Here is a 15,128-nt window from a genome sequence, read left to right on the forward strand (position 1 = left end):
TTGGAACCGATTTTGGCCGTTGCGGCAAAATCATTTTTTATCTTCATTTATTGTAACCGTTTTTTGGCGAAAATAAAGCGGCGGTTTCACTTTTTTGCCGGCCGGCGGCGGGAAATTTACAAACAATAGGAAAGATAGCGGAAGGTCAGGTCCCAGAGCACGATGGCTCCGGAAATCAGCAGCGCCGAATAAACGATCAACTGACGGCAGCGGGCCGCCCAGTTGCGGCTGGTCAGCGGCGGGAAGGCCAGGATCGGATAGAGCGGCGCCGCCCAGGCGATGACGAACAGCATCCCCTGCAGCAGCAGCAGAAAAGAGGTCAGCGCCAGTTCCTTGAGGGTGAATTGCAACTGCAGCAGCAGCAGGCAGCTCAGCCGCCCGATCAGGAACAGCGCGATCAAGCCGCCGATTTTACGGACGTAGCCGGAACGGCGCAGCGCGTAGAGCAGATGAAGCCAACTGATGCCGTAAAAGACCGCCAGCGGCAGGATCAGCAGGGCTTCGCGCGGTTTGCCGACCGAATGGTAAAAGAACGACATGCTTAGAATGCCGGCCGAACCGCCGGCGCACAAACCGATGAAATCGGCCAGCAGATATTGCCGGAAAACGGAACGGCTGGTCGGTCGGCGGTTCAGCAGCAGCACCAGCAGGAAACCGGCGGCCAGACAGAAACTCAGCAGGGCGCTGTTGAAGACATCGGCCAGCATGACGGTGCGCGGCAGGCGCGCAGTGCAGACCAGGGTCGGCAGCATGCCGGCGGCGGTGCAACACAAAACGCTGCCGGCCAGCGTATTCCAGCGATACGGCAGACGGACGGCATTCTCCGTCGGATGTTCGGCTTTCACCGTCATAAACATTCACAGCTTCGAATTGATTGCAACTCCATATTCAAACAGTAGCACACCCGGTTGCCGAAAACAAATGGCGATCGGCCGCTTTTTCGAATTTCTTGAATGATTGCTTGAAATAAGAACAACTTAGATTTATAGTATAAGCTATAGTAATCTCATGGAACAATCATTCAGGAGTTTTGTTAAATGTTCAGTGCTTCCGACCTCCGCAAAGGCTTGAAAATTCAGATCGACGGCCAGCCGTGGATCATCACCGAATTCGAATTCTGCAAACCGGGCAAAGGGACCGCATTGTATCGTTGCCGGATGAAGAATATGATCACCAACATCGGCATGGAAAAAACCTACCGGCCGACCGACAAGATCGAAAAACCGGATTTGAGCGAGCGGGAAATGCACTATTCCTATCCCGATGGCGACAGCTTCGTTTTCAGCGACGCCGACACCTACGAGGAATTTCATGTCAGCAAGGAGACGCTCGGCGACAAGGCCTATTTCCTGCTGGACAACTGCGTCTGCAACTTCGTGATGTTCAACGGCGAACCGATTGAAATCACTTTGCCGACCTTCATCGAGAAGGAGATCGTCGAAACCGAGCCGGGCGCCCGCGGCGATACGGCGACCAACGTGATGAAGCCGGCCAAGATCGACAACGGCTATGAACTGCAGGTGCCGCTGTTCATCAACATCGGCGATGTCGTCAAGATCGATACCCGTACCGGTGAATACGCGGAGCGCGTCAGCAAGGCCTGAGCGTGGAGACGTTACCGGAATCGATTCGGCGGAGGCGGGAAGTGCGTCCGCATTTGGAGTTGCGCGCCGCATTGCGGCGCGCAATTCGTTCCTGGCTGGACGCGCGCGGTTTTCTGGAAGTGGAAACTCCGGTGTTGATTCCGGCGCCGGCGCCGGAGGAGTTCATCGAGACGCTGCGGGCCGGCGGCGGCTTTCTGCGGCCGAGTCCGGAGCTGGAGATGAAGTTGCTGCTCGGTGCCGGCCTGGCGAAGATTTACCAGTTCGGTTCCTGTTTCCGGGCCGGCGAACACGGCCGGAAGCATCGCGAAGAGTTCACGATGCTGGAATATTATGAAGCCGGCGCTGACTACCGGCAACTGGCGGAGCTGACGGCCGGCTTTATCCGGTCGGCGGCCCGGGAGCTGTTCGGCGGGGGGCGCCTGGAATATTGCGGAACGACGGTCGATTTGGAAGCCGGTTATGAATGGCTGACGGTCGACGAGGCGTTCCGGCGTTATGCCGGCTGTTCGGCGCAGGAAGCGTTGGAACGGGACTGCTTCGACGAACGGATGGTTTGCGCCGTCGAACCGCAGCTGGGGCGCGGCCGCCTGACCTTTTTAACCGATTATCCGGTCGAACGGGCGGCGCTGGCGCGGGTCAAAGCGGACAATCCGGCGGCGGCCGAACGCTGGGAATTGTACATCGCCGGCATCGAATTGGCCAATGCCTACAGCGAGCTGATCGACGGGGCGGAACAGCGCCGCCGTTTTCAAGCCGCATTGGATTTCCGGGCCGCCGGCGGCATGCAGCCGTATCCGGCGGCGGAAGAATTTCTGGCGATGATGGATGCCGGGCTGCTGCCGCCGTGCGCCGGCAGCGCCCTGGGATTCGACCGGCTGGCGATGATTTTCGCCGCGGTCGACGATATCGGCCAGGTGCGGGCGGAATAGCGGATTCTGGCCTGCAAGCGGTCCGTTCCTTGCGGTCCCACACGTTTGTTGCTGACTTCTTTTGCTGAATTAATAATCCATTGGACTAATAAAAAATTCCTGATTATAGCTTCGATGGGTTGCTTTTTCTTCTTTTTTTTGCTATAATTAAAAATAAAGTGATCATTTGGAATAAGAATCACCGAAAAACTATCTGGTTTATCGAAAAAAATATTCCAGTGGATTAATTTGGGGAAGACGATATCATGCTGTCGTTTTCCAGCGGTTCAAAGGAAAAGGAAGAACATGTTGCTGTTTGAACGAATTGCCGAGCAGATTGCCGAAGACTGTTATGGCCTGACGGTCGTTCCGAGCGAGCGCGAGCTGGCGGCACGCTATGATTGCAACCGGCTGACGGTCCGCAAGGCGCTTCGCAAGCTCTGCCGGCACGCGGTGCTCGAAGCGCTGCCGCGGGGCGGTTATCAGTTTCCGGTGAAGCGGGAAGTGCCGGTTCCGGAATGTCCCCGGCCGACAACGGTGCTGCTGCTGTCGTTTGCCGACCGTTTCAACGACCCGGCTCACACCTATATGATCGGCGGCGCGGTCCATCAGGCCCGGCTGGCCGGCGTCGAACTGATGGTTCGGGAACTGGACCCGCTGCATTATGAGGAACAGGTTTGTTCGCTGCTGGACAGCCTGTCGTTCGAGGCTTGCATTGTCGCCGGCATTTCACCGTTCCGGCTGACTGAAATCCTGGCTGCCGCCGGCCGGCCGCTGGTCAATCTGGGGCTGTTCTACGAGCAGCGGACGATGGAAATTTGTCCGGATACGTTGCAGTTGCTGTTGTCGCTGTCCCATATTTATCAGCAGGTTGGGCATCATCTGGCGATTCTGGGCCATCGCCGGATCATGTTGGCCTCGACGGTGAAGGACAAAGCGATCATCGAAATTCACCAGGCCTTGGAAGCGGCATTTCACCGGCTGGAGATCGAGGATTTTCAAATCGATCTCTACAATCCGGAAGTCGCCTGGGACGGCAAGACGCCGGAAGTGTTCCGGCAGGCGGCGGCGGAAACCGTGGACCATCTTGACAGTCATACCGCACTGGTCATTGCGCAGGGACATATTTATGCGTTGGAAATCATCCGGCAGTTGCAGCAGCGCGGCATCCGTTTCCCGGAGGATATCAATCTGGTGATCCAGGGGTGCGAAACGGACTGGTTCATCGATGTTTACAACATCAGTTGCGTCTATGCCGAATATCGCGAACAGGGGATCGCCTGTGTCAAGGAAGTGATGCGGCAGATTCACAATGGCCGCAAGGAATCCGGCATCCGTTATACGCCGGCCCAATACATCATTCGGAATTCCACTCATGAGTTGATCTGATAAATTCAATAACCAAAGAAAAGGAGCATGTTGAAATGAAAGTCAGAAGATTTACATTAATTGAACTGCTGGTTGTGATTGCCATCATCGCCATCCTTGCCAGTATGTTGCTGCCGGCATTGAGCAAGGCAAAAGCTTCGGCACAGGCGATCCGTTGCGTGAGTAATCAGAAACAGAAGGGACTGGGAATTGTATTGTATGCCGACGACAACGATGACTACGGTCCGATGGGCAGGGATGCCGGCGGCAATTTCTGGTACATGGTTTTGGCTCCTTATGCCGGAACTCAGAATTATAAATGGGACTCGCCGGATTTTACGATCTGGAAACAGTGGTCCACGTCAATTTTCAGTTGCCCGGTCTTTGCCGGAGATGCGATGGATGCGCCGTACAGTTATGCAATTAATTACAATATCTGTGGTTATATGAACGGCGCGACAGTGGGCAATCCCGGCGTCAAACTGACCAGGGTTTTACGGCCGAGCGAGCGGGGACATATCCTGGAAGGCATGGGTGCTTGGCAAATACATGGCAATGGCGCTCCGAAAACCATCGATCCGGACTGGTATCGTCACAACCGGAAAATGAATACGTTGTTCGTTGATGGCCATGTCGATACCGTCTGCGAGCTTCTGCAATGGCCGAGTGAAGTACTCTATCCGATTGTCAGCGATGAATGGTAAGAATCGGTCTGTATTCATGCGATTGTTACTTGCTTTGCTGTTCATTCTCTCCGGCCGGTTGGCCGTCGCCGGAGAGGAAGAAGATCGGTTGCTGTATGATTTCGGCAGGACCGATAAGACTACCGAATTGACCTGGCGTGGCGTGGAAGGTGGATTGGAGACGGTGCCGGACGGCAGCGGCAGGAAGGCACTGCGGCTCCATTATCCGGTCGAGGAGGCTAATCAATGGCCGGCGCTTGTCGTGCCGGGAGGAGGGTTGTCAGAAAATAACTTCATGCTGTACGAGCGGTTGACGCTGGAAGTTTTCAATCCGGCCGAAAAAAATGAATTGTTGTTGTTTCATGCTGTCGGAGTGGACGGAGGAAAATATTTTTTTTCATTGACTCCGCCGCCCGGCTGGAGTATTCAGAACATTCCAATCGATGAAATTCTGTTGAACGAACCGGTCAAGGAGATCCAACTGTTGCAGGACCGGGCGATGGAACCGCATGAAGTTTATGTCGGCAAGTTATTGCTGCACGGGCCGCTCCATAGCGAGCGTATTCCGGCGGAGGAAACTTTGGAGAAGGTGTTCTGGCAATTGCTGGCCGCGCCGGAGCCGGTCGTGCCGGCCATTGTCGAACGGCGGCGGCTTTTGACGGAAAATTACCGGCAGAAGTTACAGCAACTTAGGCTGGTGAAAACGCCGTCGGAACAATTTCTAGCCGCGAAAGCGGTCGAAGCGTTGATCCCGGAAGCCGAGCGTCTGGCCGCTTTTCTGGTGGATGTGGCGGCGCTGGAGAGTAATAAGGGGCCGGTGTCAATTGGTTTCGTCGACGGACTTACCCGGGTTTATCCGGAGTGCGGTTTGTACCGGCCGCTGGCTGAGGGAAGCTGGGCATTGGCTTGTAATGAAGCGGAAGCGATTCAGCTTTGCCTGCTGCCGGCAGTGGAGTTGAATGGGGTTGTCGTTTCGTTGACGCCTCTGGTTCACGAAGCCGACCCGATGGCAATCCTGCCGGCTTCCATCGCGCCGGTCGGTTTTGTCAACACCATTCAACCGGCTTATCCGGTCGATTATCTCGGCTGGACACCCGATGTAGTACTGACAGGATTGGAATTCTGCCAATTGCCGCCGTACCGCTGGCAGCCGTTTTGGCTGGAAGCTGCGGCCGCTCCGGACCAGCGTCCCGGCATTTATCGTGGTGCGGTTACCGTTCGGGCCGACGAATTGCCGGAACCGTTGCGGATTCTGATAGCGGTAGAAGTTTGGAATTTTCGTCTGCCGTCGAAAAATTCTCTGCCGCTGGCGATGACCGGCATTTATGAGGAAGGAATAAATGCTCCGCTGTTTGTGCCGGGAATTGGGGATGAAGATGTGCAGTTGTTCAAAAAATTCATTCGCAACGAATGTACGCAAAGTGAACTGACCGCCGCTGCCGCCGAAATGGTCGCTGCTGTCGAACGTTATGAAACGTTCATCGCTTCCCACCGTATTCCGGTAGATAATATTTACCGTCGCCGTCCGCCGCGGCCGGAAAAACTTGCCGAATGGCTGAACGGCTCCAATACGGTGTTGAATCTATTCTGCTACGAGGATCCGGCCCAGCTCGGCTGGTTCGACGCGGTGATGCCGACAGTGGAACGGCATGGCTGGCAACGGCGGGTTTATACGTATGGGTTTGATGAAATTCATCATTCGCAGTTTCCGGCGGCGTTTGCCGCTTATCGGGCATTGAAAGCAAAATACCCGTGGCTGCAGACGATGACGACAGCGTATGACGATTCGTTCGGAGTGGAAAGCGGCTTGGATGATTTGGTCGATATCTGGGTGCCGCTGACGACGGTCTACGAACAAAAGCAGGCTGAAATCGTTGCGGCGCGGAAACGCGGCAAGCAAATCTGGACTTACGTGGCGATGACGCCGGCGCCGCCGAGTATGAATCTGCTGCTGGAAACACCGGCAGTCGGAACCCGGATGCTGCCCGGCTTCTGGGCTTATCAGTCTGGAATCGATGGTTTCCTTTATTATCTGTTGACCAATTATCATGCAAGTGTCCGTTCGGTCAATGCCGCCGGCGTCGCTGTCGAAGGCGGTGAGCAACCTTGGCCGGAACCGTTGCGGGGAGGGCCGTATACTAATTTGAACGGCAGGAGTTACCGCAATTATAATGGTGACGGCATGTTGGTCTATCCCGGCGAACGGGGGCCGCTGGCATCACTGCGGCTGAAGTTCTTTCGGGACGGCCTGGAAGATTACGAGTATCTGGCGTTGCTGGAACAAATGCTGTCCAGCGATTCCAATCTGCCGACGGCTTGGCGGCAAGCGGCTGAAAAACTGTTGTCGAGAGATGATGAGTTCCTCAAATCGACGACGGAATACAATCGCGACCCGGCTGCGCTGTTCCGGCGGCGGGCGGCGATTGCCGCATTGCTGGAGCAAGCCGCCGCTTTCAGGTGAACAGCAGCCGGTCGTTGGAGGCGGTCAACCGGACGGTGCCGCCTTTTTTCAATTTGCCGAACAGAATCAACTCGGCGAGCGGCAACTGCAGTTCCCGCTTGATCAGCCGTTCGAGCGGCCGGGCGCCGAGTTTCGGGTCGAAGCCGTGCCGGGCCAGATAGGCGACCGCCGCATCGTCGGCTTCCAGCACGACATTTTTCGGCATCAGGTCGCCCTGCAGTTGACGCAGGAATTTCCGGACGATTTTCTGCATGATTTCCGGCGCGAGCGGATGAAAATATAAAATCCGGTCGAGCCGGTTGCGGAATTCCGGCGTGAAGAATTTTTCCACCGCCTTTTGCGGCGAATGCGCCGCCCGGGTGAGCACGGTTTCGCCGAAGCCGATCGGTTCGGCGTCCAGTTCCCGGGCGCCGACATTGCTGGTCAGCATGATGATCGTCTGCCGGAAATCCGCTTTTCGGCCGTTGTTGTCGGTCAGCGTGCCGTAGTCGAAGATTTGCAGCAGGATGTTGAAAACGTCGCTGTGCGCCTTTTCGATTTCATCGAGCAGGATCACGCCATGCGGCTGCCGGATCACGCCCTCGGTCAGCAGTCCGGCCTGTTCGAAGCCGACGTAACCGGGCGGTGCGCCGATCAGTTTGGAAACCGTGTGCTTTTCGGAGTATTCGCTCATGTCGAAACGCAGGAACGCGATGCCGAGCTGGCCGGCCAGTTGCCGGGCCAGTTCGGTTTTGCCGCAGCCGGTCGGACCGCAGCAGAGAAAGGCGCCGATCGGTTTGAGTTTGTTGCCGATGCCGGCCCGGGCGATTTTGATCGAAGCGGTGACCGCTTCGATCGCCTCATCCTGGCCGAACACCTGGAGCTTCAAATTCCGTTCCAGGTGGCGCAAATTGGTCTGCACGGTGGCGGTCAGCCGCTGCGGCGGCAAATTGGCCATGCGGGCGACCACCGCTTCGATTTCCGCCACCCCCAGCGTCTTGCGCCGCTGTTTGGCGCCGGAAAGCGTATTGGCCGCGCCGGCTTCGTCGATGACGTCGATCGCTTTGTCGGGCAGGAAGCGGTCGTTCAGGTGGCGGGCGGAAAGTTCGGCCGCCGTCTGCAGTGCGCCCGGGGTGTATTTGACCTGGTGAAATTTCTCATAGAACGGCTTGAGGCCGTGCAGGATTTCCACCGTTTCGTCGATCGACGGTTCGGCGATGTCGATCTTCTGGAGCCGGCGGCTGAATGCCTTGTCCTTGAGAATGTGATTCTTGTAATCGTCGTAGGTGCAGGTGCCGATACAGCGCAGCGTCCCGGCCGCCAGCGCCGGCTTCAGCAGGTTGGAGGCGTCCAGTGCGCCGTTGCCGACCGAACCGGCGCCGACGATGTTGTGCAATTCGTCGATGTAGAGGATGCCGCGCTCCAGCGACTGAATCTCCTCGATGACTTTTTTCAGCCGTTCTTCGAAATCGCCGCGGAATTTTGTCCCGGCGATCAAAGCACCGAGGTCGAGCGCGAAAATTTCACTGCCCTGCAGCGTTTCCGGCACTTCACCGGCGACGATCGACCGGCACAGCCCTTCGATGATCGCGCTTTTGCCGACGCCGGCTTCACCGACCAGGATCGGGTTGTTCTTCTTGCGCCGGCAGAGAATCTGCATCGTGCGCTGCAGCTCTTCGGTGCGGCCGATGATCGGGTCGATACGGCCCTGCCGGGCCTGTTCGGTCAAATCGACCGCATATTTTTCCAGCGCGCCGGCGGCCGTCCGCCGCGGCGCTTCCCCGTCGCCGTTCTCTTCATTCGCCGCGGCGTCCGCTTCTTCCGGTTCGTCGGGTTCCCCGTCATCCTCCCACTCTTCCGCGGCGGAATAGTCGCTGTCCCCTTCCTGAAACAACGGATTGCCGGCGATGCACTTAATCAGCCCGAACCGGGTGATGCCGAGTTTTTTGAGGAAGAACACCGCGTGGGTCGATTCCTCTTCGAACAGCGCGACCAGCGTGTCGATGACGCCGAAGGTGTGGCGCTGGACATTGACCGCATGGCGCATGGCGTTCTGCAGCACCCGGTTGACCGCCAGCGAACGCAACGGCGTGGTTTTGCGTCCGAAACTTTCGACCTGGTTGCGGAGGAAATCCAGCAGTTGCCGTCTCAGCGTTTCAATGTCGATATCCAGCGGTTCGAACAACGCGGCGATGCGGGCATTGCGGCTCAGTGCGTACAGCAGATGTTCGGTCAGAACCAATTCATGGTGCAGCGACTGGGCCAGCTCTTCGGCTTGCTGCATGGCCAGGATGAGTTCTTCACTGGGACGGGGCAATTCATTCATAAAACCGGTTACTCCTTTTCCATTTCGCAGCGCAGCGGATACTGGTGTTCTTCGGCCAGCATTCGGACCTGGGCGACTTTGGTTTCCGCCACTTCGAACGAATAGACGCCGCAGATGCCGCGCCCCTGGCGGTGGACCGCCATCATGATCTGTTCGGCCGCCGCCAGCTTGTGGTTGAATACCACCATCAGGACCATGACGACGAAATCCATTGTCGTAAAGTCATCGTTGTAGAGCACCACCCGGTAACGCGGCGGTTCGGCCAGATCGGTGTCGCTGCGCTGTTGCAGCAGTTGTTCGGTCTGCGGCATGATGGCTTACTCGTCCTGCTGTTCCGTCGGCGGCGCCGGTGGCTGCGTTTTCAACAACTGCTGCAGCAAACTGCGTTCCTGGGTCCGCCGCCACTGCAGTTGGGCGCCGAGGGCGATCAACAGCCAGGAACCGGCGAACAGCAAGCCGAGATAAAAGACCTGGGTGATGCCGTTGCGCCGGTAATCGATGCCGATCATCGTCAGGATGGCCAGGCAGAAAAACAAGGCCAGGAAACGCAGTGACCAGGCGATCACCCGCACCCGGGAGTTCGGCAGCCTGGCGGCGAGGATTTCCCGCTTCAGCGCCGCGGTTTCTTTTTCGTTCAACAACATGATCGCTCTCTTTCTTCAATTCAGGGGTTTGTCAATGAAATTCGGCGCGCAGACTCGAAAAAGTGCCGTTCTCAATGGCGAATCTGATGCGCCGCATCAGGTTGATAAAATAATGCACATTGTGCAAAGTCACCAGCCGGATGCCGAGAATTTCCCCGACATTCATCAAATGCCGGATGTAAGCGCGGGTGAAATTGCGGCAGGCGTAGCAATCGCACTGTTCGTCGATCGGCGCGAAGTCCCTGGCGTAGCGTCCGGCTTTGATCGGCAGAGTGCTGCCGTCGCGGAGAAAGGCGCTGCCGTGGCGTCCCAGCCGGGTCGGCATCACGCAGTCGAACATGTCGACGCCGCGGGCGACCGCTTCGACGATCTGCTTCGGCGTCCCGACGCCCATCAGGTAGTGCGGCTTGTCCTCCGGCAGTTCCGGCACGGTCCAGTCCAGGCATTCGAACATCGTCTCTTCGGTCTCGCCGACGCTGAGCCCGCCGATGGCATAGCCGTCGAAATCCATCTTGGCCAGTTCGGCGGCGGCGTGCCGGCGCAAATCGCGGAACATCGACCCCTGGACGATGCCGAAGAGCATTTGGCCCGGCTTGAGTTCCTGCTCCCGGCTGATCCGCTCCCAGCGCAGGGTCTGCGTCAGCGACTTTTCCGCCTGTTCGTAGGTGGCCGGGTAGGGGGTGCATTCGTCGAAGGCCATGACGATGTCGGATCCCAGCGTCCGCTGGATCGCCATCGATTCGCGCGGTCCGAGGAAAAAGCGGGTGCCGTCGATATGTGAAGCGAAGCGGACGCCGTCCGGTTCGATTTTGCGCAGCTTGGCCAGACTGAAAACTTGAAAGCCGCCGGAATCGGTCAGGATCGGCCGCCGCCAGTTGGCGAAATCATGCAGCCCGCCGGCCAGCTCCATGATTTCCATGCCCGGTTTTAAAAACAGATGGTAGGTATTGCCGAGGATGATTTCGGCGCCCAGCTCTTCCAGTTCGGCCGGCGACAGCGCCTTGACGCTGCCCCGGGTGCCGACCGGCATGAAGATCGGCGTATTGACGATACCGTGGGCGGTTTGCAGCCGTCCCCGGCGGGCGCGGGTTTCCGGATCGCGTGCGGTGATGACGAAACTCATGAAAAACTTTCCGCGTTAAAGGGTGACGAACATGCCGTGATACAGCGTTTTCACTGCCTCGCTCCTGCCGAGTTCCGCGGCGATTCTGGCGGCGAAGGCGAAGGTCGCGCCCGGTCCTCTGCCGGTGATGATGCGGCCGTCGACTTCGGTGGGTTTGCCGGTCGGCTTGCCGCCGGAAAAGTATTCCTCGAAACCGGGGTAGGCGGTGAATGTCCGGCCGGCCAGCAGGCCGGCGCGGGCCAGGACGATCGGCGCGGCGCAGATGGCGGCGCAGAGCCGGCCGGCGCCGTAAGCGGCTTTCAGCGATTTCAGCACCGGGTCGCTCTCATAGAGATGCCTGGCGCCCGGCATGCCGCCGGGCAAAACGATGGCGTCGAAATCGGCGGCATGACACTCCGCCAGCAGCGCGTCGGCGGCGACGGTCAATTGATGGGCGCCGGTGACCTGCCGGCGGTCCAGTCCGGCGGCGGTGACGTCGAAATCGAGACGGCGCAGTACGTCGATGGTGATGACGGCTTCACTTTCTTCGAAACCGTCGGCCAGAATGATTAAAATTTGGGGCATCGTTCGGGTTTTCCTATTTTAAATTTATTTTTATCCGGTCATCTTCTTGGTGATTTGCACCAGTTGCTTCTATATTATTGCACCAAAATGGAGTTTTTGCCAGAATGTTAGAGCGCAACTTGGAGTATTTTGTCACATATTTGACGATGGAGCGCGGTTTGAGCCGCAACAGCGTGACGGCCTATCGGACCGATTTGAGCGATTTCATCGATTTTCTGCAACGCCGCCGTCTCGATTCCGCCGCGGCAATCGACCGGGAGGCGATCCTCGATTACCTCGGCTCGCTGCAGGAAGCCGCCGTGGCGGCGACGACGCTGGCCCGGCGGTTGATCTCGATCAAGCTGTTCTGCCGGTTCCTGGCCCAGGAGAAAATCGTCGCGAACGATGTGACCGCGGTGATGGATTCGCCGAAGCTCTGGCAACTGCTGCCGGATTATCTGTCGGAGCGGGAGGTGGAGCAATTCCTGCGGAGTTTCGCCGACACCGGCGGCGATCCGCTGCTGGAGCGCAACCAGATGATCATGGAATTGCTTTATTCCTGCGGATTGCGGGTGTCGGAGGCGGTCAATTTGAAAATCAGCGCCGTCGATTTCGACGAAGCGACGCTGCGGGTCGTCGGCAAGGGCAGCAAGACACGGCTGATTCCGGTCGGCGAAAGGGCGCTGCAGATGCTGCGGCGGTATCTGCGCGAAGTTCGTCCGCAGTTGACGCAGAGCAACCGCGAACCGTTGCTGTTCCTGTCCAGGAACGGCCGGAAACTGAACCGGGAGTGGATCTGGAAAATGGTGAAGGACGCCGCCGTCCGCGCCGGCATCGTCAAAAATATCCATCCGCACACGTTGCGGCATTCCTTCGCCAGCCACTTGCTGGCCAACGGCGCCGATTTGCGGGTCATCCAGGAGATGCTCGGCCACAGCGACATCAGCACGACGGAAGTTTATACCCATGTCGAGAGCAGCCGGTTGCTGGAGATTCATCACAAATTCCATCCGCGCGCCTGAGGGCTTCCGGACTCCGGCGGCGGCGTTTTCCATGGGATGGCTTGTTCCCGGCCAAACTGGTCGAGAAGTGTTTTTATGCTATTCACGATAATTTCTCCGGTTGTTTAACCAGTCTGTTATGAAACTGTGTTAACCGTGTGTATATATCTGTATAAGTTTTTAATTTTTAATTAGTTAAACGACAAAAAATTCGTTTTATTTTTGGCTTTTTCCTTATACAGATATTGACATTGGGACAGAATTTTGCTATACTATCCAATGTAACAGATATAGCACATAGGATCAGAAAACACAATGTACCGCCGTCCGACCAAATCACAATCGATTGCCGATGCCGTCACCACTGCAATTGTCAACGGGGAATTGAAAGCCGGAGAACGCCTGCAGCCGGTCCGTCAACTGGCGGCGCAATTCGAAACCAGTCCGCCGGTGGTGCAGAGCGCGCTGGACATTCTGGAGCGCAACGATCTGATCATCCGCAAGCCGCGCAGCGGGATCGTGGTGAAGCCGTGCCGCCATGACGGCGGGGTGAACAACGGCAAGGTGCTGGTCTGCCTGCCGGCCAGTTGCCGGATCATGCAGAACATGTGCCGGCTGCTGGAAACCAAATTGCGGGGGAAATCAGGTTGGTCCGAGCTGGAACTGCATCGCTCGATCGGCAAGATCCTGCCGCCGATCGGCCAGTTGTACCAGGACATCTTCGAACTGATGCATGAACGGCTGAACCAGAACGGTTTGCTGCCGGTGCTGGCCAGCCACGACCTGATCATGAAGCCGATGCCGAATCCGGCGCTGATGAACCATTTGAATGCGGCGCTGGAGGACGATTTGCAGGCGGCGATCGTGTTCGGCAAGGACTATATCGACAATCCGTTTCTGCAGAATTTCCCGTCACTGCGTTCGATTTTCCTGTTTGAGCTGGATTACCCGGAAATTCCCGGCAACGCGGTGCTGCTGGACTTCGAGCAGGCTTTCTATATGATGACGGCGCACCTGGCGAAACTCGGCCGGAAGCGGATCATGTTTTCGGTTTCCGAGCCGCACCGGTCGCCGGCTCAGCCGGGCTGGAACAACCAGCACCATTTCCTGATGATCTACGGCGGCTACGAACGGGCGCTGCGGGAGTACAATCTGGCCAATTACAATGTGAAATTCACCGGCATCTACGGCAGCTATATCACCAAAAAAGTGCTGGCCGACATCATGAGCGCGCCGAACCCGCCGGACGCGATCATGTGCCATATGGATTTCTGCGCCCTGAATTTCATCAAGGCGGCGCAGGAGCTGGGCATCCGGGTGCCGGAGGACCTGGCGATCACCGGGTTTTTCAACACCGCCTGGTCGGATTATTCGCCGGTAAAGATCACGACGGTCGGTTTCGACACCGAGGAGCTGGTCAACGCGGCGGTGGCGCTGGCCCGCGACCTGCCGGCGGAGCGGCGGGTGATTTACCTGAAACCGCAGTTATATATCAAGGATTCCTGCGGCGCGAGCCTGGAATTGTTGTAGTGAAAACGGAAAAATGAGTAGTCTGGAAGAGGGTTGTTTTCCCCGGATGATCGGAAATTTGCTGCCTGGCGCGCACGGCGGCGGAGGAACGGTGTTCCTGGCGGAAAATGACCGGAAGCCATTCGATAACAAGGATAACCGGAAATACGAGAAAGGATTCGAACGATGAAAAAAGGCACTTTCACACTGATTGAATTGCTGGTAGTAATTGCTATTATAGCTATTCTTGCCAGTATGCTGCTGCCGGCGCTGGCCAAGGCCAAACAGGCGGCGTTGAGTTCCAATTGCCGCAGCAACCTGAAACAGTTGGGGTTGGGGTTCGTCATGTATTCCAACGATTCCGATGATTTTCAAATGCCGGTATATCCGGCGATTGATCCGGATCCGGCGGTGGCGTATTGCTGGGCGGCCGGTCTGATGGAGTTATACGGACTGGGCGAAAAGGTGATGACCTGTCCGTCCGGACCGATCACCAAGCTGATTTACCAGGCCAATATCGACGCCGGCGGCATGTGGGGCTCGGACAAAAACGCGTTGGGGATCGATTGGGGATATGTGACGGTCGAGGATGCCACCAGCGGCAAGACGGCGACGCCGCGGGTTTGCGGTTATACGGTGTCGGCGACGGTCAACGGTTATACGCCGTGGAAGAACAATACCAATCTGCGTTACGGGCCGTCGGAGATGTACCAGTGCTCGGACGGTACGACGATGGACTTCGATTACAACTGCCTGGACCGTATTCACAACACCAGAATCCGCCATTCCGGCAAAGTGAACTGGGCGTTCATCGACGGCCACGTCGAAGCGGTCAAAATGGGCTCCAGAGAGCTGAGCGACAAGGATTATACCCGGCTCTACGACCTGCGGCCCTGAGGCGGTAGTGCCCTGCGGCGGCGGCTTTTCCGCCGCCGGTTAAGTGGAACGATGGAAAAGTCAACGAATCGAAAGGAAACGA

At 57.4% G+C, this 15,128-nt stretch carries 15 protein-coding genes; 9 read left to right on the forward strand and 6 right to left on the reverse strand.

Going from position 1 to position 15,128, the window contains the following annotated elements; translation table 11 throughout:
- Positions 1–116 precede the first annotated feature (116 nt).
- On the reverse strand, positions 117–851 hold the full coding sequence (locus HWX74_RS14195) for a hypothetical protein (RefSeq protein WP_176014160.1): 735 nt from the start codon (positions 849–851) through the stop codon (positions 117–119).
- 186 nt (positions 852–1,037) lie between these two features.
- Between HWX74_RS14195 and efp the strand changes: the two genes are divergently transcribed.
- From efp to HWX74_RS14220, 5 genes are all read left to right on the forward strand, one after another.
- On the forward strand, positions 1,038–1,604 hold the full coding sequence (efp, locus tag HWX74_RS14200) for an elongation factor P (protein WP_176014161.1): 567 nt from the start codon (positions 1,038–1,040) through the stop codon (positions 1,602–1,604).
- 41 nt (positions 1,605–1,645) lie between these two features.
- Positions 1,646–2,533, forward strand: a complete 888-nt coding sequence (locus tag HWX74_RS14205) for an amino acid--tRNA ligase-related protein (protein WP_176014162.1) — start codon at positions 1,646–1,648, stop codon at positions 2,531–2,533.
- Between the two features lie 285 nt (positions 2,534–2,818).
- Positions 2,819–3,901: a substrate-binding domain-containing protein gene (locus HWX74_RS14210; protein WP_176014163.1), complete on the forward strand. Its 1,083-nt coding sequence runs from the start codon at positions 2,819–2,821 to the stop codon at positions 3,899–3,901.
- A gap of 35 nt (positions 3,902–3,936) precedes the next feature.
- A complete protein-coding gene (locus HWX74_RS14215; protein WP_176014164.1) occupies positions 3,937–4,584 on the forward strand; it encodes a prepilin-type N-terminal cleavage/methylation domain-containing protein in 648 nt (215 codons plus the stop codon).
- A gap of 16 nt (positions 4,585–4,600) precedes the next feature.
- Positions 4,601–7,024: a DUF4091 domain-containing protein gene (locus tag HWX74_RS14220; protein ID WP_176014165.1), complete on the forward strand. Its 2,424-nt coding sequence runs from the start codon at positions 4,601–4,603 to the stop codon at positions 7,022–7,024.
- Here HWX74_RS14220 and HWX74_RS14225 read toward each other — a convergent pair.
- The 5 genes from HWX74_RS14225 to HWX74_RS14245 are packed head-to-tail and all read right to left on the reverse strand — an operon-like array spanning position 7,017 to position 11,660.
- On the reverse strand, positions 7,017–9,329 hold the full coding sequence (locus HWX74_RS14225; protein WP_176014166.1) for an AAA family ATPase: 2,313 nt from the start codon (positions 9,327–9,329) through the stop codon (positions 7,017–7,019). The two genes, HWX74_RS14220 and HWX74_RS14225, sit on opposite strands and share 8 nt — an antisense overlap.
- An 8-nt stretch (positions 9,330–9,337) precedes the next feature.
- Positions 9,338–9,640, reverse strand: coding sequence for an ATP-dependent Clp protease adapter ClpS (clpS, locus tag HWX74_RS14230; RefSeq protein ID WP_176014167.1), 303 nt, complete (start codon positions 9,638–9,640; stop codon positions 9,338–9,340).
- Between the two features lie 6 nt (positions 9,641–9,646).
- A complete protein-coding gene (locus HWX74_RS14235) occupies positions 9,647–9,973 on the reverse strand; it encodes a hypothetical protein (protein WP_176014168.1) in 327 nt (108 codons plus the stop codon).
- Positions 9,974–10,004: 31 nt separating this feature from the next.
- Positions 10,005–11,096 (reverse strand): tRNA guanosine(34) transglycosylase Tgt, encoded by a 1,092-nt coding sequence (tgt, locus tag HWX74_RS14240; protein ID WP_176014169.1) that lies wholly within the window; start codon positions 11,094–11,096, stop codon positions 10,005–10,007.
- A gap of 15 nt (positions 11,097–11,111) precedes the next feature.
- Positions 11,112–11,660, reverse strand: coding sequence for a DJ-1 family glyoxalase III (locus HWX74_RS14245; RefSeq protein ID WP_176014170.1), 549 nt, complete (start codon positions 11,658–11,660; stop codon positions 11,112–11,114).
- Positions 11,661–11,764: 104 nt separating this feature from the next.
- Here HWX74_RS14245 and xerD point away from each other — a divergent pair, with 104 nt between their 5' ends.
- From xerD to HWX74_RS14265, 4 genes are all read left to right on the forward strand, one after another.
- A complete protein-coding gene (xerD, locus tag HWX74_RS14250) occupies positions 11,765–12,661 on the forward strand; it encodes a site-specific tyrosine recombinase XerD (RefSeq protein WP_176014171.1) in 897 nt (298 codons plus the stop codon).
- A gap of 294 nt (positions 12,662–12,955) precedes the next feature.
- Entirely contained in the window at positions 12,956–14,170 is a 1,215-nt protein-coding gene (locus tag HWX74_RS14255) for a GntR family transcriptional regulator (protein ID WP_176014172.1), read from the forward strand.
- Between the two features lie 13 nt (positions 14,171–14,183).
- Positions 14,184–14,339: a hypothetical protein gene (locus tag HWX74_RS14260; protein WP_176014173.1), complete on the forward strand. Its 156-nt coding sequence runs from the start codon at positions 14,184–14,186 to the stop codon at positions 14,337–14,339.
- Entirely contained in the window at positions 14,336–15,046 is a 711-nt protein-coding gene (locus tag HWX74_RS14265) for a prepilin-type N-terminal cleavage/methylation domain-containing protein (RefSeq protein WP_176014174.1), read from the forward strand. Before HWX74_RS14260 ends, HWX74_RS14265 begins: the two co-directional genes overlap by 4 nt.
- Positions 15,047–15,128: the final 82 nt, after the last annotated feature.

It is taken from the genome of Victivallis sp. Marseille-Q1083 (assembly GCF_903645315.1).
In the GTDB taxonomy this organism is placed as follows: Bacteria; Verrucomicrobiota; Lentisphaeria; order Victivallales; family Victivallaceae; genus UMGS1518.

Coding starts and splice junctions, on each gene's coding strand:
- HWX74_RS14215 (WP_176014164.1), top strand. CDS start 3,937: ATGAAAGTCAGAAGATTTACATTAATTGAACTGCTGGTTGTGATTGCC.
- tgt (WP_176014169.1), bottom strand. CDS start 11,096: ATGAGTTTCGTCATCACCGCACGCGATCCGGAAACCCGCGCCCGCCGG.
- HWX74_RS14210 (WP_176014163.1), top strand. CDS start 2,819: ATGTTGCTGTTTGAACGAATTGCCGAGCAGATTGCCGAAGACTGTTAT.
- HWX74_RS14235 (WP_176014168.1), bottom strand. CDS start 9,973: ATGTTGTTGAACGAAAAAGAAACCGCGGCGCTGAAGCGGGAAATCCTC.
- HWX74_RS14195 (WP_176014160.1), bottom strand. CDS start 851: ATGACGGTGAAAGCCGAACATCCGACGGAGAATGCCGTCCGTCTGCCG.
- HWX74_RS14265 (WP_176014174.1), top strand. CDS start 14,336: ATGAAAAAAGGCACTTTCACACTGATTGAATTGCTGGTAGTAATTGCT.
- HWX74_RS14225 (WP_176014166.1), bottom strand. CDS start 9,329: ATGAATGAATTGCCCCGTCCCAGTGAAGAACTCATCCTGGCCATGCAG.
- HWX74_RS14220 (WP_176014165.1), top strand. CDS start 4,601: ATGCGATTGTTACTTGCTTTGCTGTTCATTCTCTCCGGCCGGTTGGCC.
- efp (WP_176014161.1), top strand. CDS start 1,038: ATGTTCAGTGCTTCCGACCTCCGCAAAGGCTTGAAAATTCAGATCGAC.
- xerD (WP_176014171.1), top strand. CDS start 11,765: ATGTTAGAGCGCAACTTGGAGTATTTTGTCACATATTTGACGATGGAG.
- clpS (WP_176014167.1), bottom strand. CDS start 9,640: ATGCCGCAGACCGAACAACTGCTGCAACAGCGCAGCGACACCGATCTG.
- HWX74_RS14245 (WP_176014170.1), bottom strand. CDS start 11,660: ATGCCCCAAATTTTAATCATTCTGGCCGACGGTTTCGAAGAAAGTGAA.
- HWX74_RS14260 (WP_176014173.1), top strand. CDS start 14,184: ATGAGTAGTCTGGAAGAGGGTTGTTTTCCCCGGATGATCGGAAATTTG.
- HWX74_RS14255 (WP_176014172.1), top strand. CDS start 12,956: ATGTACCGCCGTCCGACCAAATCACAATCGATTGCCGATGCCGTCACC.